The organism is Novosphingobium sp. LASN5T (genome assembly GCF_003856955.1).
In the GTDB taxonomy this organism is placed as follows: domain Bacteria; phylum Pseudomonadota; class Alphaproteobacteria; order Sphingomonadales; family Sphingomonadaceae; genus Novosphingobium.
Map to the genome: position 1 here is coordinate 219361 of NZ_RQSI01000002.1, position 23298 is coordinate 242658.

24 protein-coding genes and 1 pseudogene are annotated in these 23298 nt (G+C 66.7%); 11 read left to right on the forward strand and 14 right to left on the reverse strand.

The annotated features are described in order from the left end of the window. Positions 1-91: 91 nt before the first annotated feature. The gene (locus EH199_RS03405; RefSeq protein WP_124807845.1) at positions 92-802 is read left to right on the forward strand and encodes a glutathione binding-like protein; all 711 of its coding nucleotides are present in this window, start codon (positions 92-94) and stop codon (positions 800-802) included. Between the two features lie 38 nt (positions 803-840). On the opposite strand, the gene EH199_RS03410 is transcribed toward EH199_RS03405, so the two are convergent. Then, positions 841-1608: an SDR family NAD(P)-dependent oxidoreductase gene (locus tag EH199_RS03410; protein WP_124807846.1), complete on the reverse strand. Its 768-nt coding sequence runs from the start codon at positions 1606-1608 to the stop codon at positions 841-843. Positions 1609-1715: 107 nt separating this feature from the next. Between EH199_RS03410 and EH199_RS03415 the strand changes: the two genes are divergently transcribed. The 7 genes from EH199_RS03415 to EH199_RS03445 are packed head-to-tail and all read left to right on the forward strand — an operon-like array spanning position 1716 to position 7167. Next, positions 1716-3017: an MFS transporter gene (locus EH199_RS03415; protein WP_124807847.1), complete on the forward strand. Its 1302-nt coding sequence runs from the start codon at positions 1716-1718 to the stop codon at positions 3015-3017. Beyond that, positions 3014-3919, forward strand: a complete 906-nt coding sequence (locus tag EH199_RS03420; protein WP_124807848.1) for an SDR family oxidoreductase — start codon at positions 3014-3016, stop codon at positions 3917-3919. The genes EH199_RS03415 and EH199_RS03420 overlap by 4 nt, the downstream gene beginning before the upstream one ends. Further along, entirely contained in the window at positions 3912-4307 is a 396-nt protein-coding gene (locus EH199_RS03425; RefSeq protein ID WP_124807849.1) for a nuclear transport factor 2 family protein, read from the forward strand. Before EH199_RS03420 ends, EH199_RS03425 begins: the two co-directional genes overlap by 8 nt. 13 nt (positions 4308-4320) lie before the next feature. Continuing rightward, positions 4321-4968, forward strand: coding sequence for a carboxymuconolactone decarboxylase family protein (locus EH199_RS03430; protein WP_124807850.1), 648 nt, complete (start codon positions 4321-4323; stop codon positions 4966-4968). Beyond that, positions 4965-5888 carry an SMP-30/gluconolactonase/LRE family protein gene (locus tag EH199_RS03435; protein WP_124807851.1) on the forward strand — a complete coding sequence of 308 codons (924 nt, stop codon included), beginning with the start codon at positions 4965-4967 and terminating at the stop codon, positions 5886-5888. Before EH199_RS03430 ends, EH199_RS03435 begins: the two co-directional genes overlap by 4 nt. A 47-nt stretch (positions 5889-5935) precedes the next feature. Continuing rightward, positions 5936-6553, forward strand: coding sequence for a glutathione S-transferase family protein (locus EH199_RS03440; RefSeq protein WP_124807852.1), 618 nt, complete (start codon positions 5936-5938; stop codon positions 6551-6553). 17 nt (positions 6554-6570) lie between these two features. Continuing rightward, positions 6571-7167, forward strand: coding sequence for a VOC family protein (locus tag EH199_RS03445; RefSeq protein WP_124807853.1), 597 nt, complete (start codon positions 6571-6573; stop codon positions 7165-7167). A gap of 164 nt (positions 7168-7331) precedes the next feature. Here EH199_RS03445 and EH199_RS03450 read toward each other — a convergent pair whose 3' ends face one another. From EH199_RS03450 to EH199_RS03480, 7 genes are read right to left on the reverse strand one after another with little or no spacing between them, the layout of a single operon-like run. Continuing rightward, on the reverse strand, positions 7332-8897 hold the full coding sequence (locus EH199_RS03450; protein WP_124807854.1) for a long-chain-fatty-acid--CoA ligase: 1566 nt from the start codon (positions 8895-8897) through the stop codon (positions 7332-7334). A 34-nt stretch (positions 8898-8931) separates the two neighbouring features. After that, positions 8932-9633, reverse strand: a complete 702-nt coding sequence (locus tag EH199_RS03455) for an alpha/beta fold hydrolase (protein ID WP_124807855.1) — start codon at positions 9631-9633, stop codon at positions 8932-8934. Beyond that, a complete protein-coding gene (locus tag EH199_RS03460) occupies positions 9633-10553 on the reverse strand; it encodes an NAD(P)-dependent oxidoreductase (RefSeq protein ID WP_124807856.1) in 921 nt (306 codons plus the stop codon). Before EH199_RS03460 ends, EH199_RS03455 begins: the two co-directional genes overlap by 1 nt. Then, positions 10550-11848: a phosphopyruvate hydratase gene (gene eno, locus EH199_RS03465; RefSeq protein WP_124807857.1), complete on the reverse strand. Its 1299-nt coding sequence runs from the start codon at positions 11846-11848 to the stop codon at positions 10550-10552. The genes EH199_RS03460 and eno overlap by 4 nt, the downstream gene beginning before the upstream one ends. After that, on the reverse strand, positions 11845-12831 hold the full coding sequence (locus EH199_RS03470; RefSeq protein WP_124807858.1) for a phosphotransferase family protein: 987 nt from the start codon (positions 12829-12831) through the stop codon (positions 11845-11847). Before EH199_RS03470 ends, eno begins: the two co-directional genes overlap by 4 nt. Then, a complete protein-coding gene (locus EH199_RS03475; protein WP_124807859.1) occupies positions 12831-13958 on the reverse strand; it encodes an alpha/beta hydrolase in 1128 nt (375 codons plus the stop codon). Before EH199_RS03475 ends, EH199_RS03470 begins: the two co-directional genes overlap by 1 nt. Before the next feature lie 36 nt (positions 13959-13994). Beyond that, entirely contained in the window at positions 13995-15629 is a 1635-nt protein-coding gene (locus EH199_RS03480) for a long-chain-fatty-acid--CoA ligase (protein ID WP_124807860.1), read from the reverse strand. A 177-nt stretch (positions 15630-15806) separates the two neighbouring features. Between EH199_RS03480 and EH199_RS03485 the strand changes: the two genes are divergently transcribed. Further along, entirely contained in the window at positions 15807-16241 is a 435-nt protein-coding gene (locus tag EH199_RS03485; RefSeq protein WP_124807861.1) for a MarR family winged helix-turn-helix transcriptional regulator, read from the forward strand. Positions 16242-16253: 12 nt separating this feature from the next. Here the strand turns inward: EH199_RS03485 and EH199_RS03490 are convergent, their stop codons facing one another. After that, positions 16254-16760, reverse strand: coding sequence for a MarR family winged helix-turn-helix transcriptional regulator (locus EH199_RS03490; protein ID WP_124807862.1), 507 nt, complete (start codon positions 16758-16760; stop codon positions 16254-16256). A gap of 176 nt (positions 16761-16936) precedes the next feature. Between EH199_RS03490 and leuD the strand changes: the two genes are divergently transcribed. Continuing rightward, the gene (gene leuD, locus EH199_RS03495; RefSeq protein WP_124807863.1) at positions 16937-17521 is read left to right on the forward strand and encodes a 3-isopropylmalate dehydratase small subunit; all 585 of its coding nucleotides are present in this window, start codon (positions 16937-16939) and stop codon (positions 17519-17521) included. Positions 17522-17536: 15 nt separating this feature from the next. On the opposite strand, the gene leuC is transcribed toward leuD, so the two are convergent. The 3 genes from leuC to EH199_RS03510 form a co-directional block, all read right to left on the reverse strand. Beyond that, positions 17537-18949, reverse strand: a complete 1413-nt coding sequence (leuC, locus tag EH199_RS03500; protein ID WP_124807864.1) for a 3-isopropylmalate dehydratase large subunit — start codon at positions 18947-18949, stop codon at positions 17537-17539. 168 nt (positions 18950-19117) lie between these two features. Further along, the gene (locus EH199_RS03505) at positions 19118-20110 is read right to left on the reverse strand and encodes an ABC transporter substrate-binding protein (RefSeq protein ID WP_124807865.1); all 993 of its coding nucleotides are present in this window, start codon (positions 20108-20110) and stop codon (positions 19118-19120) included. Next, the gene (locus EH199_RS03510; protein ID WP_124807866.1) at positions 20107-21276 is read right to left on the reverse strand and encodes a Gfo/Idh/MocA family protein; all 1170 of its coding nucleotides are present in this window, start codon (positions 21274-21276) and stop codon (positions 20107-20109) included. Before EH199_RS03510 ends, EH199_RS03505 begins: the two co-directional genes overlap by 4 nt. 115 nt (positions 21277-21391) lie before the next feature. On the opposite strand from EH199_RS03510, the gene EH199_RS03515 reads away from it, so the two are divergent. After that, positions 21392-22654 carry a Rieske 2Fe-2S domain-containing protein gene (locus tag EH199_RS03515; RefSeq protein ID WP_124807867.1) on the forward strand — a complete coding sequence of 421 codons (1263 nt, stop codon included), beginning with the start codon at positions 21392-21394 and terminating at the stop codon, positions 22652-22654. 229 nt (positions 22655-22883) lie between these two features. On the opposite strand, the gene EH199_RS03520 is transcribed toward EH199_RS03515, so the two are convergent. Beyond that, positions 22884-23150, reverse strand: coding sequence for a hypothetical protein (locus tag EH199_RS03520; RefSeq protein ID WP_124807868.1), 267 nt, complete (start codon positions 23148-23150; stop codon positions 22884-22886). Positions 23151-23186: 36 nt separating this feature from the next. After that, positions 23187-23298 (reverse strand): annotated as a pseudogene (locus EH199_RS03525) (IS630 family transposase); the annotation flags it as partial.

Sequence of the window (23298 nt, forward strand, 5' to 3'; positions counted from 1 at the left end):
ACAGCTGGCAGGGGCTGCCGCGTTTCTCCTTGGGAGCGCGGCGGCCCCTGTCGCATCAAGAACCCCTGTCACATCAAGAAAGGGCATCCTGATGATCGAGGTCTACTTCACCCCCACGCCCAACGGGCACAAGGTATCGATCATGCTGGCCGAAACGGGCTTGCCGCATCAGTTGCTCCGGATGAACGTGCTGGCGGGCGATCACCTGACGCCCGAGTTCCGCCGCATCAACCCGAACGGCCGGCTGCCCGCGATCGTCGATCATGACCCCATCGGCGGAGGCGCGCCGCTGCCCGTGTTCGAATCCGGGGCCATCCTGCTCTATCTCGCCGAAAAGAGCGGCCAGTTGCTCCCCGCCGACCCGCGCCGACGCAGCCAGGCGCAGCAATGGCTGATGTGGCAGATGGCCAGCTTCGGCCCGATGCAGGGGCAGGCGCACCATTTCATCCGCTATGCGCCCGAAGGGCAGACCTACCCGGTCGAACGCTATCGCAACGAAACGGTCCGCCTGCTGCACGTGCTCAACGGGCGGCTGGCCGAGGCCGAATACCTGGCCGGCGAATATTCCGTGGCGGACATCGCCACCTGGCCCTGGGCGCGCGCGGTCCGGGCGATCGGGCTTGCGCTGGAAGACTATCCGGCGGTGCAGGACTGGTTCGACCGGATCGCGGCCCGGCCCGGTGTCATCGCCGGAACCAGCGTCGAGAATCCCGCCAACCTTTCCAGCGCACGACCGGTGCTGAACGAGGAGCAGTGGTCCAACCTGTTCGGCCGCAACATGCTGAACGCCCCCGCGCGCTGACGCGAAGACCGGTTGGTGGGGCCGGTCAGGCGGGCCGGCTAGGCGGGCCGGTCGTGCGCCCATTCGCGTTCGATGCGGCCGTCGATCCGGCGTATCGCCACCCAGTCCCCGCCCGGCAGACCATCGTCCGCGATCAGATCGATCACGCCTTCGGCAATATCCTCCGGTCGGCAGCTTTCGTTGCTGGCGAGCACCGCTTTCATCCAGTCCGATTTCCCGTTCGCTCCGGTGGTGTCGTGGATCGGCGTCTCGGTCAGCCCCGGCAGCACCCCGGCCACGCGCACGTTCCATTTGTCCTTCAGCATGGCGCAGGCCGTCGTGAACATCAGCACGCCCGCCTTGGTCGTGGCGTACATCACGTCGTAAAAACCCGTGCCCAATGCGACCGTCGACACCGTGTTGACGATCACCCCGCCGCCGCGCTCGCGCATGGCCTGCGCCACGATCTGGGTCGCCGTGATCAGCGAGGTCAGGTTGACATCGACGATCCAGCGCAGCCGGTCCACGTCGACCTCCGGAAACTGCGGCTCGCCCGAAACCACGCCGGCGTTGTTGTGGAGGATATCGACATCGCCATGGTTCCGGAACCAGGCCTCCACGGCCGCCATGTCGGCCAGATCGAGCCGGTGGACTCCGGCCTGTGCCCCGAGAGCACTCACCTGCCGCGCGGTTTCCTCCAGCCCGGCCACGTTGACATCGGCCAGCGCGACATGCGCGACTCCGTGCTGCGCCAGCAGGACCGCGGTGGCCCGGCCAATGCCACTGGCAGCACCCGTCACAATGGCGGACTTACCCTTGATCTCCATGCCTTTTCTCCCAAGTGGCTCCACTTACCGTAAAGCGTATTGACAGTTAAACTTACATATCTAAGTATTTTCGCAAGAGAAGAATCTCGGCCCGTTGGGGAGAGCCATTGACGAAAGCCGCCGCTCTTGATGCGCGCGCCGCGCCGCTGGGGCAGCCTTCCGCCCTGCGCCGGAATACGGCGCTGGCCATGCTGTTCCTGATCGGCACAGTGAACTTCGTCGACCGGCAGCTGCTGTCGGTGCTGGTTGAGCCGATCCGGGCCGATCTCCATTTCACCGATACGCAATTCGGGCTGCTGACCGGACTTGCCTTCGCCCTGTTCTATGCCGCGATGGGCGTTCCCGTGGCGATGATCGCCGACCGCTGGCAGCGCGTGAAACTGATCGGCATCGCCTGCGTGGTATGGAGCGCGTTCACCGCGGCCTGCGGCCTGGTCAGCAACTTCTGGCGGCTTGCGCTGATGCGCTTCGGAGTGGGATCGGGCGAGGCCGGCGGAACCGCCCCCTCGCTGTCGGCCATCGCCGATCTCTACCCGCCCGACAAGCGCCCTCTGGCGATCGGCCTGTTCACTTGCAATGGACCGTTCGGCGTGTTCGTGGGTGCGGCGTTCGGCGCCTGGGCGGCAGCGCATATCGGCTGGCGCAACGCCTTTCTGCTGATCGGCCTGGTTGGCATCGTGGTGGCGCCGCTGCTGATCTGGACCGTCCCCGAACCCGCACGCGGCAGGATGGATGGAGCGGAGGGCGACATGCCCGATACCGCCCTGCCCGTCCGCCAGACGCTGGCGCTGTTCGTCCGCCGGCGATCGCTGCGGATGGTGATGATCGGCAGCGGTTTCGCGGCCTTCGTCAGCTATGGCATGCTCAACTGGATTCCCGCGTTCCTGATGCGCACGCAGGGCATGCCCCTTGCCGCCATGGCCACATGGTTCGCCCCGGCCGCCGGCGTGACTTTCGCCATCGGCATTCTCGGCGGCGGATGGCTCGTCAGCCAGGCGGCGCGGCGTTCGCCCCGCGCCTATGGCTTGGTTCCGGCGCTGGCGAGTCTTGTCACCGTGCCCAGCTTCGCCGCCGCGTTGCTGGCGGGAAGCTGGCAGGTTTCGCTGGCGCTGCTGCTGCTGCCGATGGCGGCCTGCACCGCCTATGTCGCGCCCGCGCTGGCACTGGTGCAGAACCTTGCCCCGCCCCGCGCCCGCGCCACGGCGGCCGCCGTGCTGATGCTGATGTTCAACATCGTCGGCCTTGGCCTTGGCCCGCTGTTCGTCGGTATCGCCAGCGACGGGCTGAAGACGCTCCATGGCGCGGACAGCTTGCGCTGGGCGCTCATGGCGCTGCTGCCCTTCGCGCTCGCCGCCGGCTTCGCCCAACTGGCGATGACACGCCACCTCGAACGGGATTTCCGCGCATGACCAGCATAGCCGGCAAAACGGCCTTCATCACCGGCGGCGCCAGCGGCCTGGGGCTGGCGACGGCCCGCGCGCTGGCGGCAAAGGGCGCCTCGGTGGTGCTGGCCGACATCGATGCCGATCGCGTTGCCACCGCCGCCGAAGCGCTGTCCCGCGCAGGCGCCCGCGCCATGGGCCTGCAGCTCGACGTTACCGACGAGGCAAGCTGGGCCGAAGCCGGCCACAAGGCACGCGCCTTTGGCCCGGTGCGCATCCTGTTCAGCAACGCGGGCGTGGGCGGTGGCTCGGGTCCGTTCGAGCAATACGATACTGATGTCTGGCGCTGGAACTATGCCGTCAACGCGCACGCGCATCTCTATGCCTGCCGGACGTTCCTGGGCGAGATGAAGGCTTCGGGCGAGGCATCCCACCTCGTCATCACCGCATCGATGGTGGCGATCGTGCCGCCGCCGATCTCGGTCGCCTACATCAGCTCCAAGTATGCCACGCTCGGCATCGCCATGGCGCTGCGCAACGAACTGGCCGATAGCTGCGTCGGCATCTCGGTGCTGATGCCCGGCATGGCGGCCACGCGCATCGTCGAGACCACGCGCGATCTGCGCCCGGCGGTGGACGAGATCGGCAAGGCCGCCGCGACCAGCCAGGCGATGCAGGGGGTGCTGGCCGGCGGCATGCCGCCCGATCGCATCGGGGAGCGCGTGGTCCGTGCGGTGGAAGCCGGTGAATTCTGGATATTCACGCATCCGGAATGGAAGGCGATGGCCGAACTCGTCACGCGCGACATGCTGTCCGCCTTCGGCGAATCCGCCGATCCGGCTTACAAGGGCGACGATATAGACGGCCTGATCGCCGCGAACGGCGGCCGCATGTTCGGCGCCGGAAAACCAGGAGAGAACGATGGCTGAACAGGACGACATCCGCGCCATGGCGCAGCGCCTCTTCGACGCGATCGAGGCGGGTGACATCGAGACGATGCGCAACAGCTTCACGCCGGACGCGGAAATCTGGCACAATACCGACGAACTGATCGTCACGCGCGACCAGACCGCGCAGACGCTGACCGGCATGGTCGCGCGGATCAAGGAGCGCGAATATGCCGAACGGCGGCTGACGACCTTTCCCGGCGGCTTCGTGCAGCAGCACGTCCTGAAGGGCCGCCGCACCCACGACGATGGCGAAGTCCGCCTGCCCTGCGCCATCGTGTGCAAGGTCGAAAACGGCAAGATCACCCGGCTGGACGAATATTTCGATTCCGCCCACGTCGCCGCCTTCCGCAAGTTCGCGAACGCCTGAGGAGAGAAGCCCGATGCCCGTGCTGCGCCAGGTTCCCCGGTCCGAAGTGACCGACGAAACCGTCATCGCCTATTACAACCGCCTGTTCGGCGATCGCGATCCCGTTGCGGAACCCGGCACGGCCACCGGCACGCCGGGCGACTGGTGGACGGTCTATGCCCTGGCACCGGACATCTTCAAGCACGCGGTGGATGGCTTTGCTGTCTATCGCCACCCTTCCCGCAGGATCGACCCGGTGCTGCGCGAACTGGGACAGACGCGCGCGGGATGGGTCAAGGGCAGCCAGTTCGTGTTCTCGCAGCATTGCAAATCGCTGCGCGGCCTGGGCGTGAGCGAGGAGAAGATCGCCTCCATCGCCTTCTGGACGGTCGCGGACTGCTACGACGAGCAGGAGCGCGCCGTGCTCGCCTATGCCGATTGCCTCAGCCAGGCGGGCGGGCGCGTGCCGCTGGAAGTGTTCGCCAAGCTCAAGACCTTCTGGGACGACGAGCAGATCTTCGAATTCACATACATTACGTGCCTTTACGACATGCACGCGGTGATCACCCGTGCGCTGCGCATGGAATTTGATGCGCGCGAAGACCCCATCGTGGAAGTGGCCGCGCCAGAAGGCTTCAGCGCGGCGGACTTCCTCAGCGCGCCACGTCCGAACGGGGAATGAGCGCCTACGGCGAACCTGAAACCGTCGCCACGGGCCTCCGTTTCCCGGAAGGCCCGGTGGCCATGGCCGACGGTTCGGTGCTGCTGGTGGAAATCGCGCGCGGCACGCTGACGCGGATCGCACCGGACGGCCACGCCACCACGGTCGCGGAGCTGGGTGGCGGCCCCAACGGCCTGGCCATCGGACCGGACGGCGCCGCCTACGTCTGCAACAACGGCGGTTTCGAATGGACCGAGGCCGGACCGCTGCTGTTTCCCGGCCATGCCGCCCATGCGCAGGCCTGCGGCTCGATCCATAAGGTGAACCTCGCCACCGGGCACGTCAGCACGCTTTACGACAGTTTCGAAGGCGAACCTCTGAAAGGCCCCAACGACATCGTCTTCGATGCACACGGCGGTTTCTGGTTCACCGACCACGGGCATGTGCGTCCGTCAGGCCGCGATCACGGCGCGATCTATCACGCGCTTGCGGACGGATCGAGAATCACCCGCCAGCGCGCCGAGATGATGGGGCCGAACGGGATCGGCCTGTCTCCGGATGGCCGCACGCTTTACGTCAGCGAAACGATGACGGCGCGCGTGTGGGCGATGGACATCATCACCCCCGGCGTGCTCGCGCCGCCGCCGCCATGGGCACCCGGCCACTTCGTGGGAACACCCCCCGCCTTCCGGCTGCTCGACAGCATGGCGATCGAACAGGACGGCCGCATCTGCGTGGGCACGATGATAGAAGGCGGCATCACCATATTTGGAACGCAGGGCGGTTCCGAGTTCCTCCCTTTGCCGGATGTGGGCATAACCAACATCGCCTTTGGAGGCGCCGACTTGCGCGACGCCTTCATCACGGCCTCGACCAGTGGAACGCTCATCCGCGTCCGCTGGCCAAGACCGGGGCTGAGGCTGGCATATTCGTCAACATAGTTGACATTTAGAATGCTAATTGCTTATATTCGGACGAGAGGAAGCCCATGAAGTTCTACAATTCCATTGGCCCCAACCCCCGCGTCGTGACGATGTTCATGGCGGAAAAGGGCATCGAGATCCCCACGGTCACGGTGGACCTGCGGGGGGGCGAGAACCGGCGCGCGCCCTATAACGTGGACGTCAATCCGGCGGGGCAGACGCCCGCGCTGGAACTCGACAACGGCGCGACCATCGCCGAAATCACCGCGATCTGCGAATATCTGGAAGAGCGCTTCCCCGATCCGGTGCTGATCGGTGCCACGGCGGAAGAACGCGCCAATACCCGCATGTGGACGCGCCGGGTCGATCTGAAGATCTGCGAACCGCTGACCAACGGCTTCCGCTATGCCGAGGGCCTGGCGTTCTTCGAACCCCGCATGCGCGTGCTGCCCGAAGCCGCCGCCGGCCTGAAGGCCCTTGCGCAGGACGGCGTCAAATGGCTCGACGCGCTGATCGCCGGCCGCGATTTCATCGCCGGCGACACGCTTACGCTGGCCGATATCCTGCTGTTCGCTTTCCTCGATTTCGGCGTGTCGGTGGGGCAGCCGCTCGATCCCGCCAACGCCAATATCCTGCGCTGGTACGAACGGGTGAAAGCCCGCCCCAGCGCCAGTGCCGGCTAGAAAACCAAAGGAGAAGGATGATGGCCTCGACCAATTCGGAATTCGATTTCATGGGCGTCAACCACCTTGCCCTGGTGTGCAAGGACATGGCGCGAACGGTGGAATTCTACCGCGACGTGCTGGGGATGCCGCTTACCAAGACCATCGACCTGCCGATGGGCCGGGGCCAGCACTTCTTCTTCGATATCGGCAATGGCGATAGCCTGGCCTTCTTCTGGTTCCCCGATGCGCCCGAAGCCGCGCCCGGCGTGTCCGCCCCGGCGGCGCTGCCCACGCGCGGCAGCTTCGTTTCCGCGCACGGATCGATGAACCACATCGCGTTCAACGTGCGCGCGGAAAAGTTCGACGAATACTACCAGCGCCTGATCGCCAAGGGCGTGGAAGTGACGCCGATCCTGAACCACGACAATTCGCCGATGCAGGCCTCGGCGGAAATGCACGACGATGTCTTCGTCCGCTCGGTCTATTTCTTCGACCCCGACGGCGTCTGCCTCGAATTCGCGGCCTGGACCAAGCAGCTCGACGAAAGCGACGTGGCGCATGATCCGGTGCAGGCCGATGGCACCAAGCGCGAAGGCATGATCGTGGGGCGGACGCCGGTGCCGGTGAACTGAGCGCAGGAAGCCCACCCCGCTGCGACTAACGCCGCCCGAGGCGGCGCAAGTCTCACTCCCCTCCCGCATGCGGGAGGGGCTGCCCCATATTCTCCCCTCCCGCTTGCGGGAGGGGCTGGGGGTGGGCCTTCCACGCGCTCAAGTTTTCAAGCCAATCGCCCTTGCTACCCCACGGCGCGGGCGCGGCCTTCCCAGAACGGCTGGCGCAACTCGCGCCGCAGCACTTTGCCCGAAGGGTTGCGCGGCAGCGCCGCGATGAAATCGATGCTCTTGGGCGCCTTGTAGGCGGCGATGCGATCACGCACCCAGGCGACGATCGCGGCGGGATCGGGCTCGGCACCCGGCGCCGGAACCACCAGCGCTTTCACCGCCTCGCCCCACTTGTCGTCGGGCACGCCGATCACCGCCACATCGGCCACGCCGGGGCAACCCATGATCGCGCTTTCCACTTCGGCGGGATAGACGTTCTCGCCGCCCGAAACGATCATGTCCTTGATCCGGTCGTGCACGAAATAGAAGCCATCGGCATCGCGGAAGCCGGCATCGCCGGTATGCAGCCAGCCGCCCGCCAGCGTTTCCGCCGAAGCGCTTTCGCGGTTCCAGTAGCGCTGCATCACGATGCCGCCCCGGATCACGATTTCGCCGATCTCGCCATCCGCCAGCGCCCGGCCTTCCGCGTCGAGAATGGCCATCTCGATGCCGGGCCATGGCCGCCCGCACGAGGTGAGCTTGCCCGGCAGATCGTGTGCGGACGGGGAGAGGCAGGAACCGGCACCGGTCGATTCGGTCGATCCGTAGAACTGCACGAAACCGCATCCGAACGTGGCGCGCGCGCGGCGCAGCACGTCCTCGGCGATCGGCGACGCGCCATAGGCAATGGTACGCAGCGCCGCATAGTCTGCCGCCGCCGCCTCCGGCCGCTGCAGCATCATCAGGATCATCGCCGGGGCCAGGAAGGCGTGGGCCACCCGTTCCTGCTGCATCAGGCCGATGATCCCGGCCGCATCGAAATCGCGCACCAGCACCAGCCGCGCGCCCTGCGCCAGCCCGGAAAACCCGATATTGGTGCCCGCGACGTGAAACAGCGGCATGACGATCATCACCGTCTCGTCTTCGCCATAGGCGAAACCATCGACCTCCGCCGCCATCTCCAGGAAACTGCGATAGTTCCGGTTGGCCAGCACGACGCCCTTGGGCCGCCCGGTGGTGCCGCTGGTGTAAAGCTGGAGCACGTCGTCATCGAGCTGCGGCGCATCGCCCGGCCGGCTGTCGGTAGCCGCGCCAAGCCATTCTTCCAGCGCGACCAAACCAGCGCCCGCGCCGTAAAGCGCCACCACGGTGGGCGGGTTTTCCAGATCGCCGATGGCAGCCCGCGCCGCATCGCAGAAATCCTCACCCACGAACAGGATGCGGGGCGCGGCGTCTTCCAGAATGAACGCGATCTCCGCCGTGGCCAGACGGCAGTTGACCGGCACGAGACAGGCCCGCGCCTTGGCCACGCCGAAGAACAGGGGATACCACGCATCGTGGTTGCGCGTCAGCACGGCCACCCGGTCGCCGGCGCGGATACCCGAAGCGATCAGGGCATTGGCGATGCGGTTGGAGCGGGCATCGAGCGCGGCATAGCTGGTCTCCCGCTCGCCGAACTTCACCGCGATGGCCTCGCCACGCCGGCGCGCCTGCGCCGTCGGAATATCCGCCAGCGTCCGGATCGCTTCCAGATCGATCATTCCGCTCTCCCCTTGTTTCGCATCCGGTCTGCGATCACCCAGCCGTGCCGTCAAGAAAGCCGGTCAGCAGCGGCACCACCACGTCCGGCGCCTCGATCGTGGCAAGGTGCCCAGCGCCGGGCACCACCGCCAGCCTTGCCCCGGGGATTGCCGCCAGCATCTCGTCCTGCTGCGCCCGGCTGGTAATCCCATCGCCATCGCCCCACACCAGCAGCGTCGGCACCGCGATCTCGTGCAGGCGCGGCCGGCTATCGATCCGCGCCATGATCGCGCGCTGCTGGCGCAGGAAGGTTTCCGCGCCGGTATCGGCCGCCATCCGCCTAGCGATGCCAAGCAGTCGCGCGTCGTCGCGGCGGCCTTCCGGGAACAGGATCGGGATGCGTTCCTCGACCACATCGGCAAAGCGGCCGCTTTCCACGAGGTCGATATAACCCTGCCGCCGTGCGGTCTGCGCGGGGCCATCGGCCGAAGCCAGCGTGGCGAGCAGCGCCAGCCGCTCCACCCGCTGCGGCGCGCGGCGCATGACCTCGAAGGCGACGAAGCCGCCCATTGCATGCGCGACCAGCGCGAAACGCGGCGGCGCCATATCAAGCAGCCGCTGCGCGAAGCCTTCTATCGTATCGTCGCGGCGATTGTCCGCCACGATCACCGCGCGATCGGGCCATGCCTCCAGCAGCGGTTGCCAGACCGCCTCGGTCAGCAACTGGCCGGTGATAAGAACGACGGGAACCGGCATCACGCCACCTTGTGCAGCAGGGCCTCGCCGGTGGCGAGCCGACGGCAGTTTTCCCGGGCGACTTCAAGGCAGCGCACGAGCGTTTCCGGCGTCAGCCAGGCAATGTGCGGCGCCAGCACCACGTTCGGCAGCGCCAGCAGGGGATTATCGGGCGCGACCGGTTCCTGCGCGAAGACGTCCAGCCCCGCGCCGCGCAGATGGCCCGAACGCAGCGCCTCCACCAGCCTCACCTCGTCCACCAGTTCGCCGCGCGCGGTGTTCACCAGCACCGCCCCCGCCTTCATCGCCAGCGGATCGATCGCGCCGCGCGTCTCCTCGGTCAGCGGCATGTGCAACGACACGATGTCGCACTCCGCGATCACCCGCTCCAGCGGCCAGAAGGCATAGGGCACATCGCGCGGGGTGCGCGCGGCATAAACCACCTCCGCCCCCAGCGCCGCCAGCACCGGTGCCAACCGCTGCGCCGAATTGCCGAAACCGGCGAGGCCCACCTTGCGCCCGGCAATCTCGCCCACGCTGTCGAGTTCCGCGGGATCGGCCGTCCACCCTTCCCCCGCGCGGGTGCGTGCGTCGAAGAAGCAGGTCCGGCGTAGCACCGCCAGCATCAGCGACAGCGCCATTTCCGCCACCGCCTGGCTGTTGGTGCCGGGCATGTTGCACACCGCCACGCCGTGTTCGCGCGCCGCATCGAGCGCGATAGTGTTCACGCCCACGCCCAGTTTCTGGATCAGCCGCAGCTTCGGCGCGGAGGCGATGAACGGCGGCGTCACCGGCGTCAGCACATGCAACAGCACGGTGATGGCATCGGCCACGCCATCCAGCGCCTCGGCCTCGTCGACGTGCACCACCACGCCGGCACCGAACACCGCATCCACCGCCGCGCGGAAGCCGGGGCTGGGCCGGGCGTGCAGGACAATCATGCGAGCGCCGCCGCGATCGGCGCGGCGAAAGCGGACGCGCCGGCGAAAACCGCATCGCCGCCCATCGTCTCCTCGATCCGCAGCACCTCGTTCCACTTGGCCATGCGTTCGGACCGGGTGAAGCTGCCGACCTTGAGCTGCCCGGCATTCCAACCCGTCGCCAGGTGCGCGATCGTCACGTCCTCGGTCTCGCCCGACCGCGCGGAGACGAGCGCGCCCCAGCCCCGCGCCTGCGCCGCGTCCAGCGCCGCTTTCGCCTCCGTCACGGTGCCTACCTGGTTCACCTTGATCAGCGCCGCGTTGCACACGCCCGCCTCTCCCGCCCGCGCGACGCGGTCAGCATTGGTCACCAGCACGTCATCGCCGATAACCTGCACCCTGTCTCCGATCGCGGCAGTCACGGCGGCCATCGTGGCCCAGTCGTCCTGCCCGGCGGGGTCTTCCACGGAAAGGATCGGATAGCGCCCGGTCCATTCCACGATGCGCGCGCCCATCTCCTCGCCCGAAAGCCGCCGGTCGTCGAGCGCCAGCGTGTAGCCGGAAGCGTCGCCCAGTTCGTTGGCGGCAATATCGAGCGAGATGAAAACGTCTTCGCCGGCGCGATGACCGCTGGCCTCGATCGCTTTCGTCAGCGTATCCAGCGCATCCTCGTTCGAGGCGAAGTTCGGCCACCAGCCGCCTTCGTCCGCCACGCCCGTCAGCGGTCCTTTCGCTTCCATCAGCCGGCCCGCCGCGCGATAGACCTCGTCGGTGATTTCCAGCGCGCGACGGAACGATCCGGCGCGGGGGCACATGATCATGAAGTCCTGCACGTCGGTCCGCCTCCCGGCATGGGCGCCGCCACCGAAGATCTGGATTTCCGGCAAGGGCACGCGCACCGTGCTTCCGTCCGCAAGGTAGCGCCACAGCGGCACGCCCGCATCGGCCGCCGCCGCGTGAAGCACCGCCATCGACACCGCGACGATGGCATTGGCGCCCAGCCGCGCCTTGGCTGGCGTGCCGTCCAGTTCGCACAGCACGCGGTCTACCGCAGCCTGATCGCGCGCATCCATGCCGATCATGGCGCCCGCGATCTCGGCCCCGATTCCGGCAACGGCGCGATTCACGCCGAAGCCCCCGAACGCGCTGCCACCGTCGCGCAGATCGATCGCCTCATGCGCCCCGCGCGAGGCTCCGGCGGGCGCGATCGCCCGGCCGACCGCGCCCGAAGCGAGCGCGACTTCCGCCTCCACGGTGGGGCGGCCGCGCGAATCCCAGAGCTGGCGACCGGTGACGGAGACGATACGCGAAGTCATGCAACAGTCCTTTTCCAGTCGGCCACCAGCGCGCCAACGGGCCGGGGCGCGGCAACCAGCGCCCTCGCCTGTTCCCGCACGGCGGCAATATGTTTGGGGTCAGTGAGATAAGCAGCGGGCGACTTGCCCTCGACTCGCGCCAGCAAAAGCGCGGCCGTCAGCCGCCCCACCCGCGCCGCAAGACCGGCGGGGTCTTCCCAGTTCACGCCGGCGTGATAGGCATCGACCAGCGCGGCCGCCGCCTGCCGCATCCGCTCGTCGTCCCGCCATACGGTCTTGAGCAGCAGGTGCGTGACGCAAAAGGCCAGGTCAAACGCGGGATCGCCGAATACGGCGCATTCCGCGTCGAGGAACACCGGTCCATCCGGCCCGACCAGAATGTTCTTGGGGCTGACATCGCCATGGACCAGCGCCACCTTGCTGGCCGCAAGATCGGCGGCCATGGCTTCCAGCGCCCCGGCCAGCGCCGGCTCCTTCGCCGCGACATGCAGCAGGAACGGATCAATCCGCAGCGCGCGGAACATGGCGTCGGTAGCGAACATGGCCTGGTCCGAGGCGCTGCCGGCAGTCGCGGCGTGGACGGCGGCGATGCTCTGCCCCACCGCTGCCGCGAACCCGGCATCCACGCGTCCAGCGACAAGCTCGTCCTTCCACACCGGGCAATCCGGCAGGAACCGCATGGCGAAGGCGTGATCGGCAGGCATTTCCGCCAGAACCTCGGGCACGATCCGGGGATCGACCGACGCCGCCCGCTTCAGCCAGCGCACCTCGCTCGTCCCGCGCTCGACCGGGGCAAGCCATTCGGCCGCCACGCGCAATTGCGGCAGCGGCCGCTTGACCACTATCGGCCCGTCCCGCGTATCGACCTTCCACACATCGCACGAGACGCCACCCGCGAGCGGCTGGAACACCGGCGTCTCCGCGCCTCCGATCAACCCGGCGGCCTGCAACCCGTCGACGATGTTCGCGACCGCCGGCTCCATCACAGCTTTTCGCGAATCCATGCGCCGACGAGATCGGCCGCGTTCTGGCGCTCAGCTATCGAATCCTCGAAATAGTGCGCGCCCGGGATCAGTTCGATCGTCTTGTCCTTGCTTCCCAGGAAATCGAAGATCTTGCGCGCATCGCTGGGGAACACCCCGGTATCGGCCAGCCCCTGCACCACCAGCGCGGGCGTATCGTGCTTGGCAAGGTGCGGCGCGCCCTGGCAGGGCGAGGTTTCTAGGCTCCACATGTTGAGCCACGTCTTGAGCGTGTTCGCCCGGCCGATGCTGGGCGTGCGGTTGGCCACAGCGGGATCGCCCCGGTAACACCAGTTGGGCTTGCGCTCGGAAGGATCGAGCGCGGGATCGACGCAACGGATATCGCCCCAGCAGCGGAACATCGGGAAAATGCGGTCAGGAATGCCGGCGGCGTTGAGCCGCGCCAGTTCCGCCTTGGCCCAGTCCGTGATCCGCTGGTTGCGCGCGCGCTGGCCCGCCCGGTACTTCGCGACGAATGCCTCGGAATAGGGCGGACCGTTATCGGGATTGAACGGATCGAGTTCCGGATCGGTGGCGACAGGATCGTTCTCGTCGATCACCGAGGCATCCATCCAGTCGGTCAGCACTTCGGGCCGCCCCTGATGCGCGTTGAACGAGATGTAGAGATCGCCCTTCACCAATTGCGCCAGCGCATCCTGCCCCACAGTGGGCAGCCGATCGGTCAGGGTCGGCGCGATGGCTTCGGCCTGATAGGCGCCCATCAACGAGCCGCCGCCCGAATTGCCGAGGATGACGATCGCCTCGACCCCGGCCTCCTCCTTCAGCCAGCGCATCCCCACGCCGATGTCCAGCACCGCGTGTTCCAGCAGGAACTGATCCTCGAACCCGCGATACCGCGTGTTCCAGCCGAGGAAGCCGAACCCCTGCCGCGCGAAATAGGGCGCAATGTAGTGCTCGGAGAAATCCACGTTGTAATGCGTGGCGATGATCGCCACCTTCGGCCGCTTGCCCGCCTCAGTCCAGTAGATGCCCTGGCAGGGATGCCCGCCCGCCTGGATGCGCGGGGCGGTCGGCGATGTAAGGCCGATGAAGTGAGCGTCCAGTCCCTCGATCCCGTTGGGGTCCATCGTTTTCTCTCCCGGTTGTCTTGTTGTGCAGCGCGTTCAGCGTGTGACCTCGAACGGCAGGGTATAGCCAGTCAGGCCGGCGCGGATCGCCTTCTTGTCGATCTTGCCAGTGGGGCCGAGCGGTATCTCGTCCACGAACAGCACATCGTCCGGCATCCACCAGCGCGCGATGCGCCCGTCGAGCCAGGCGCGCAGATCATCCCCGCCGGCGCGGGCACCGGGCAGGAGCTGGCACAGCAGGATGGGCCGTTCGTCCCACTTGGGATGGGCGATGCCCACCACCGCCGCGTTGGCGACCGCCGGATGCCCCATGGCGATGTTCTCGATCTCGATCGAACTGATCCATTCGCCGCCGGATTTCACCACATCCTTGGCGCGATCGGTGATGTGCATGTAGCCTTCGCCGTCGATCGTGGCGACATCGCCGGTGTCGAAGAAGCCCTCCCCGTCCAGCACATCCCCGCCATCGCCCCCGAAGTACGCGGACGCGATCGTCGGCCCCTTCACCATCAGCCGGCCCGGCGTGCGCCCATCGTGCGGCAGGCGGACGCCGGCATCATCCACCAGCTTCATCTCCACCCCGCACAGCAGGCGGCCCTGCTTGAGCTTGTAGGCCATCTGTTCGTCCGCCGGCTTCGCCGCGACCGCGGCGTTGGGCACCGAAACCGTGCCGAGCGGGGAGGTTTCGGTCATGCCCCAGCCCTGGATCACGTCGACGCCGTATTCGTCGCGGAAGGTGCGGATGATCGATTCCGGGCATGCCGACCCGCCGATCGTCACGCGTTCCAGCGTGGTGAACCGCTTGCCGTTCTCCTGCACGTATTGCAGCAGCATCTGCCATACCGTGGGCACGGCGGCGGAATAGGTCACGCCTTCCTGTTCGATCAGGTTGTAGATGGATTCGCCGTCCATCCGCTGCCCGGGCAGGACCAGCTTCGCCCCCACGGCCGGGGCGGAATAGACCACGCCCCAGGCATTGGCGTGGTACATCGGCACCACCAGCAACACGGTATCGCGCGCGGACAGCGCCAGCGCGTCGCGCTGCAGCGTCATCAGGGCGTGAAGGTAGTTCGACCGGTGCGAATAGAGCACACCCTTGGGATTGCCGGTGGTGCCCGAGGTGTAACACAGGCCGCAGGCCGCGTTTTCGTCGAACCCGCCCCACGCGAATTCGGCCGGCTCGTCCGCGATCCAGTCATCGAAGGCGATGGCCGGATAGTCGGTGTGCGGCAACGATGCGCCATCGCAGAAGAAGATCACCCGCTCGATCGACGGCACCTGCGGAAGCAGTTGCGCCACCAGATCGGCGGTGGACGGGTCGGCGATCAGCAGCCGGTCGCCCGCATGGTTGGCGATATAGGCGATCTGTTCGAGGAACAGCCGGGGATTGAGCGTATGCAGGACCACCCCCATCCCGGCGGCACCATACCAGGCGGCAAGGTGGCGGCCGCTGTTCCAGCCCATCGTCGCGATGCGATCGCCCGGCGCGATCCCGGCCGCTGCCAGCGCGTTCGACACGCGGCGCGCATCGGCATGGATCGCGGCATAGCTGGATCGGCTGACATGCCCATCGGCATCGCGCGACACCACTTCGCGCGTGCCGTGCCACGCCGCCGCGTGATCGATGATGCGATCCACCGTCAGCGGTACATTCTGCATCAGCCCGTCCATGCCGGCCCTGCCTCTCCCCCTATCGTTCGCGCGAAGACGATCAGCCGCCGCGCACGAAAGTTAGTATCCTAAGGAAATTGCAAATGCAACAGCGCCGCGCCTTGCCTCGACGAAATCGTTCTTCTAGCGTGGCGGCGCCATCGAGGTGGCGAAATATCGGGATTTCCACCACTCTCCATGCTCACGAACCAGCTTATCATCGCCCTGTTCCAGCGCTTCTGCTGGCTCGATGAAGGTCTTCAGGCGCGCCTTCACGAACGCGGCTGGCCAGACGTCAATCGCCCGCAATCGATGGTCATGACCAATATCGTCAGCGGGATCGTGCGCCCTTCCGACATAGCCCGCAACCTGGGCATTTCCCGGCAGGCGATTCACCGCACGCTGAGCCAGATGATCGATCTGGGCATCGTCACGCTGGAGCCCGATCCCGACGATCGCCGCCACATGGTCGTGTCGCTCACCGAAACCGGCAAGCGTATGCGGCAGGACGCGCAACAGGCCATGGACGCGCTGTCCGAACAGATCGCCGGCGCGCTGGGCCAGGGCCGGTTCGAGAACATGCTGGCCGCGCTTGAGGCCGATTGGGGAAGCAACGTCGCAAACGGGGGCTGATCGCCGCGCGAGTCAGGCCTTGACGTCGGTCAGGACCGAAAGCTTGGAGGTTTCCTCGGCCAGATTGTCGATCACCCGGCGCATCAGCGCGCGCAGCGTTTCCACTTCCTCGTCGGTCATCCCGCGCGTCGCCACGTCATGCACTTCCGCGTTCATCGGCGCGAGGATCAGTTCCAGTTCCTTGGCGTGCGGCGTCAGGTGGATGAAGGTCTTGCGGCGATCGTCTGCGGTCTTCTTGCGGGTGATGAACCCGGCTTTCTCCAGCCCCTTCAAGGCCACCACCGTGGTCGGCTCGCGCATGCCCACGCGCTCGCTCAACTCGCGCTGGGTGATGCCGTCCTCACGCCACAGCTGGCGCAGGAACCGCCACTGACCTGCCGAAACATCGTGCATCAACGTCTTGCGCTCGAGCAGGCGCGAAAACGAACGGAACACGATGCGCGCCAGATAGCCGATGCTGTTTTCCGGCACGGTGTAATGTTCCGCGGGATACCGATAGGTCTGGTTCTTCCTGGCCAATGCCGTCTTCCTCTTCGCCAAACCCGAAAGCCCAAGCCTGCAGGGTTGCACGCACTCCCGGCGAACGCCTGTCCTTAAGGGGGCAGGAATCCCGCCGCAATGCTTCACTGCCGCATTATCCATGGACAATGCGCGCCTCGCCTTATAATTAGCATACTAATTATCTGGAAGGCTCCATGGAAAAGTTCGACCGGCTGACCGCCGTTGCCATCCCGCTGCCTCTCGCCAACCTCGATACCGACATGATCATCCCGGCGCGCTACATGAAGGCGCTCGACCGGGCCGGGCTGGGCACCCATCTGTTCCGCGAGCTGCGCTACAGCCCCGACGGCGCCGAGCGGCCGGACTTCATCCTTAACCGCGGCGAAGGGCGCAAGGCGCGCATCATCGTCGGCGGCAGCAACTTCGGCTGCGGCTCCTCGCGCGAACATGCCGTCTGGGCGCTTACCGATTTCGGCATCCGCTGCGTGATCGCTCCCAGCTTCGGCGATATCTTCGCCGGCAACGCGCGCAAGAACGGGCTGCTGCTGATCCGCCTGCCGGAAAGCACCTGCGAACGCCTGCGCGAAGAGATCGCGCTGTCGCAACTCGCGCCGGTCACCGTCGATCTTGGCGAACAGCGGATCACGCTGGCCTCGGGCGAGATAATCCCGTTCGACGTCGATCCGGACGACCGCCGCACCTTGCTGGAAGGGCTGGACGACATTGCCCGCACGCTGCGGCACGAACGCGCGATCACCCGGTTCGAAGCGGGCGACTGACCCCGCCCCCCGCTGCTACGACAGGCTTGCGGGATCGGTAATGCAGCCGGCAATGGCACTGGCGGCGGCGGTGGCCGGGCTCATCAGGTGGGTGCGGCCGCCCCTGCCCTGCCGGTTCTCGAAATTGCGGTTCGAGGTGGCGCCGCACCGTTCGCCGGCCTGCAACCGGTCCGCGTTCATGCCCACGCACATCGAGCAGCCCGGTTCGCGCCAGTCGAAGCCGGCTTCGCGCAGGATCGCGTCCAGCCCTTCGGCCTCGGCCTGCCGCTTGACCAGCCCGGAGCCGGGGACGACCATCGCCCGCACATGCGGAGCAACCTTGCGGCCGCGCACGATCGCGGCGACCATACGCAAGTCCTCGATCCGGCTGTTGGTGCAGCTGCCGATGAACACGCGGTCCAGGCGCAGACCCCGGATCGGCTGGCCCGGCGCGAGGTCCATATAGGCCAGCGCGCGGGCAGCAGCAGCCGCGTCCGCCGGCGAGCCCATTCCCGCCGGATCGGGCACGTGCCCATCGACCGCCACGGTCTGCGCGGGGTTGGTGCCCCAGCTGACCATCGGCCTGATCTCCGCCGCGTCGAACCGTATCTCGCGATCGAACCGCGCTTCCGCGTCGCTCGCTAGGGCGCGCCAGCGCGCCAACGCCGCGTCCCAGGTGGCGCCTGTCGGAGCCGCCGGCCGCCCGTGCAGATAGGCGAACGTGGTCTCGTCGGGCGCGATAAGACCGGCGCGCGCACCCATCTCTATGCTGAGGTTGCACAGCGTCATGCGCCCTTCCATCGATAGCGCACGGACGGCGGTGCCGGCATATTCGATGACATGGCCGGACGCCGCGTCCACCCCCAGCCGCGAGAGCAGGAACAGCACCATGTCCTTGGCCTGGACATCAGGGGCAAGCCGGCCATCGATCGTGATCCGCATGTTGCGCGAACGGCGCTGGCGCACGGTCTGGGTCGCCAGCACGTGCTCGACCTCGGACGTCCCGATGCCGAACGCCAGCGCGCCGAACGCGCCGTGGGTGGAGGTATGGCTGTCTCCGCAGACGATCGTCATGCCGGGCTGCGAGCGGCCCTGTTCGGGCGCGACCACATGGACAATGCCGTTGCGCGGATCGCCCATCGGGAACTGCTCGATTCCATGCCGTGCCGCGTTTTCCGCCAGCGCCGCAAGCTGCGCGCGCGCCTGCACGTCGGTGACGGCGGCAACCCCGGCGGCCTGCCCTTCGGTCGGCACATTGTGATCGGACAGCGCCAGCGCCCGCTCCGGCCGGCGCACCGCCCGCCCTTCCCGGCGCAATCCGGCAAAGGCCTGGGGCGAAGTGACCTCGTGCAGCAGGTGCAGATCGACGTAGAGCAGCGTATCGCCGTCGTCCGCCGCAACCGCGTGCGCGTCCCATATCTTGTCATAGAGCGTGCGCGCACTGGTCATCGGATGTCACCAATCCGCCGCATAGCCCTGATTCCAATACGCAAACGCAAGCTCCCCGAAACGCCCGCATGGAACGGCTGAAATACTTCGATTACTAACTTTATAGGAATGCCGGCAAACCGGGACAAGTCCGTTTCGGATGACGACGCCACACGAGGGCACGACTTTTCATATCCGGAAGGCTTCGAAGCATTCCTCCGCAAACAGGTCCTCCGGCTGCAACCGGCGCGGCGAAAGGCCCTGTTCGTGGTGATAGCGCAGGAACGTATCGATCACGGCACGGTTGGCCTGGAAGCCATAAGGCCACCAGTCGCGCCCCAGCAGGGCCACCGCTTCCTCGACCGCCGCAATCTGCCAGGGCAGCATCGTCTTGAGCGAGGCGGTGACCAGCAGGTCCTCATAGACTTTCGCCTGTGCCGCCTCGAACGCCGTTTGCAACGACCGGGCGATCCAGCGGTTCTTTTCGTACACGTCCCGCCGGATCGCGATGACATGCATGATCGGGAAAATGCCGGTTCGGCGGTAATAGTCCCGCTCCAGCGGCACGAAATCGGGAAATAGGCGGCGGACCTTGTCCGGCTCGCTGTAGAACGTGCTGGGCGTGCGCGCGGTGTGCAGCGCGTCGATCTCGCCATCGGCCAGCATCCGCGACAGCGTCTGGCCGGGACCGATCGGCCGCAGATGGAACCGCTCCGGCAGATCGAGCTTCAGCTTCTCGTCGCGCCCCGGCTGCTCCTCGCCCCCAGTGTGATAGGTGACGTTGGCGGGATCGACGCCGTACTCGTCCGCCAGGATGCCGCGAATCCACACCGGCGCGGTCATCTGGTATTCCGGCACGCCGATGCGCTTGCCCACCAAGTCCTCCGGGCGCTCGATCCCGCTTTTCGCCGACACGAAGATGCAACTGTGGCGGAACAGGCGCGACGGGAACACCGGGATCGCCACGAACGCCGGATCGGGGCGGCCGAGCGACACGCAATAGGATGACAGCGACATTTCCGCCGCATCGAATTCGCGGTGCCGCAGCATGCGGAAGAACGTCTCTTCCACATCCAGCGTCTGCATGTTCAGATCGATACCATCGGGGCGGATCGTGCCGTCGGCCAGCGCCTGGGTACGATCGTAATTCCAGCAGGCGAGCGAGATCGATAGACGGCTCATAGCGTTCTTTCAGATACATTCGGATAAAGTTCGGACGGCGTGACATCCCTGCCCTCGCGCGCGGACAGGAGAATGGCGTGGCATATCGCCAGGCTTTCCAGCCCCCAGCGGCCATCGAACGGCACCGGCCAGCCATCCAGCACGGCGTGTGCGAACGCTTCGGCCACGCCGGCGCGCGGGATGGATGGCAAGGGAACCGCCACGCGGCGCACGCCGTCGTCGGCGTGGATGTCGAGGCCTGATGGCGTCAGGGCAAGGTCGGCCTGTTCGCAGGTTATCAACACCGAGCCGAACCGCTCGTGATGTTTCGACGCGCCTGACGATACCGCGCCCGCCGCGAACGTGCGGGCAGCCTTGGCCTGCCGCTCGTCGATCGCCGCCAACAGCGCGCGCGCCTGCCCGTGCGCCGCCGGGCTTTTCGCGCCGCCCATTTCGCCCACCCAGCCGGCCAGCGCATCGCTATCATACCGCGCATAGCCCGAATAGGTCAGGTTCGCGACCGCGCCATTGGCGAAGAACAGCAGCGCAGTGAACGCCCCTTCCGTCACGCGCGCGTCCCAGCCGCCTGTCCACGCCCGCACCGACGTGACCGGGCTGGCCGCGATCCGCCGCACCATGTCGATCTGGTGCGTCGCCTGGCTGAGAATCACGCCGCCGCCCCGCGCGGTATCCAGCTCGGCCGGGCGCCGGGGACGATAGAGGAAATCCGTGTAGTTGAAGGCATGGATCAACCTGACGCCCCCCACCGCGCCGGACGCTACCAGCGCCGCTGCCGCCTCCACGGGGGGATCATAGCCATGGCTCGGCCCGACCATCAGCACGGTGCCGGCGGTTTCGGCCGCGCGGATCATCGATGCCGCCTCGACCAGCGTCACCGCCATGGGCTTTTCCACCAGCACGTGCTTTGCCGCACCAGCCATCGCGAGGGTATGCGCGGCGTGGAACTCGTGCGGCGAGGCGATATAGGCGGCGTCGAAATCGGCATTCGCCAGCAGCGCCTCGACCGTCTCGCAGGCTGGCACGCCGTGGCGAGCGGCAAACCCCGCCCGCGCCGCCGGGTCGGGATCGCAGCCGGCCACCAGCTCGATCCGCGCCTGCGCGGCCAGTGCGGGCACGGTCAGCACCGCGCCGCGCCCCAACCCTATCACCGCCACCCGCAAGCCCATGCCGCTCTCCCGGCGCAGATCATATCCGGCACGCTCTTGAATTGCAAATTACTTAGTATTAAAAGTATATCTCCTTTCGCGCCGCCGCGCGCCTCAATGCCTGCCGGGAATTGCCATGACTCCACAACAGAACGACCTGCTCTGCCGCGTCGAGGGCGACGCGCCGATGGGCAAGGTCATGCGCCGCCACTGGATGCCGGTCTGCATGAGCGAGGAAGTGGCCGAGCCGGACGGCACCCCGCGCCGCGCCCGCCTGCTGGGCGAGGACATGGTGGTGTTCCGCGATACCGAAGGGCGCGTTGGCGTGCTCGACGAGCGCTGCCCGCACCGGCGCGCCTCGCTGGTCTATGGCCGCAACGAGGAATGCGGGCTGCGCTGCCTTTACCACGGCTGGAAGTTCGACGTGGACGGCAAGGTCACCGACATGGCTTCCGAGCCAGCCGATGCGCGCCTGCGCACGGCGGTACGCACACGCGCCTATCCCGCGCGCGAGGCCGGCGGGTTCGTCTGGGCCTGGATGGGCGATCCGGAGAACCCCGCGCCGTTCGACCCGCCGGTGTGGACCAAGGCACCGGACGACCGGATCGCCATCGTGAAGATCCATGCCGAATGCAACTGGGCGCAAGTGCTGGAAGGATCCATCGATTCCGCGCACAGCAGCAGCCTGCATTCCTCCAACATGCCGACCGCAACCGACGTCAGCGGATCGACCGCCACCGCCAGCCAGTGGCTGCGCCCTTCGGCCGACAAGTCCCCACGCCTGCAGGTGGAGCGCGCGCCGTTCGGCTTCCGCTATGCCGCGATCCGCACGCCGATCCACGACCCCGAGCAGCAGGACTACGTCCGCACCACGCTGTTCGTCGCGCCGTTCACCGTGATGATCCCGCCGACCGACCGCTACAAGCTGGCGCAGATGCTGGTGCCGATCGATGACGTGAACTGCATGTTCTACTGGATCGCCTGGCACGAGACGAAAGGCATCTCGTCCGAAGACTGGCGCCGGTTCTGCGACGCGGTGCCCGGGGTGGACGTCGATCCGATCACCTTCCGCAAGTTCCGGAACGCGCAGAACGGCTACCTGCAGGATCGCGCGGCGATGAAGGCCGGGGATTTCACCGGCATCAAGGGCATCCCCACGCAGGACATGGCGATGTGGGAATCAATGGGGCCGATCGCGGACCGCAGCCACGACAGGCTGGGATCGAGCGACCGGGCCATCTTCGAATTCCGCAAGGTCATGCTCGGCCTGGCCATGAACGCCGATGCCGAACCGCCCGCGCGTGGCTATCGCAACAGCGATCTCTTCACCTTTGAAGGCATGGTCCGGCATGGCAACGACTGGCGGCTTGCGCAGCCACCCGAACCCGTCATGCCCTGACCGAGGTCAAGGCGCGCCGGCATCAGATCAGCAACGGCCACAAATCTGGGCCGCTGGCCAGCCTCGGCGGAAATGTGAGCCCTCTGTTTCGCCTTCGCATTTCAACAATTTTAGGGTGGGCCGATGTGGGGGCCCACTCAAAAGCAGCTGTCTAAAAACGATTTTATTTCCGCATGTTAAATAATTTGTTCGAGCCCGTCACCGCCCACCATATTCCCGCCCCGACACCTCAACTGACGCAATCGCTCGATGTCACGATGATTTCTTCGGCGCGCCGCTTGCTGCTGGCAGAATAGGTCGCCCGTATCGTGGCGCCGCCTTGCAACAGCGGAACGAACGCGCGGCGTCCGCAGATGGCCCGGCTTGCGGACATGCGGGTGCCATCGGAAAATTCGGCCATGCCCTTTGGCAGCGCGGCCGTCAGACGCAGCTCGCTTCCGGATACGGCAAATTCCGAAATGACGGTGCCGTCATCCAATTCGGTGGGGCGTTCCATGTAGAGAGCGGTCTTGGTGATTAGAGCGGTTTCCATTCATTCCGGCTCATATCCGCAAGATTTGAAGTAATTGGCACATTCGGCAGGCTGGAAGATATCGACGAGCTTGCCGATCAGGTCCCACAGCCCATTGACGGTTCGCTCGCCG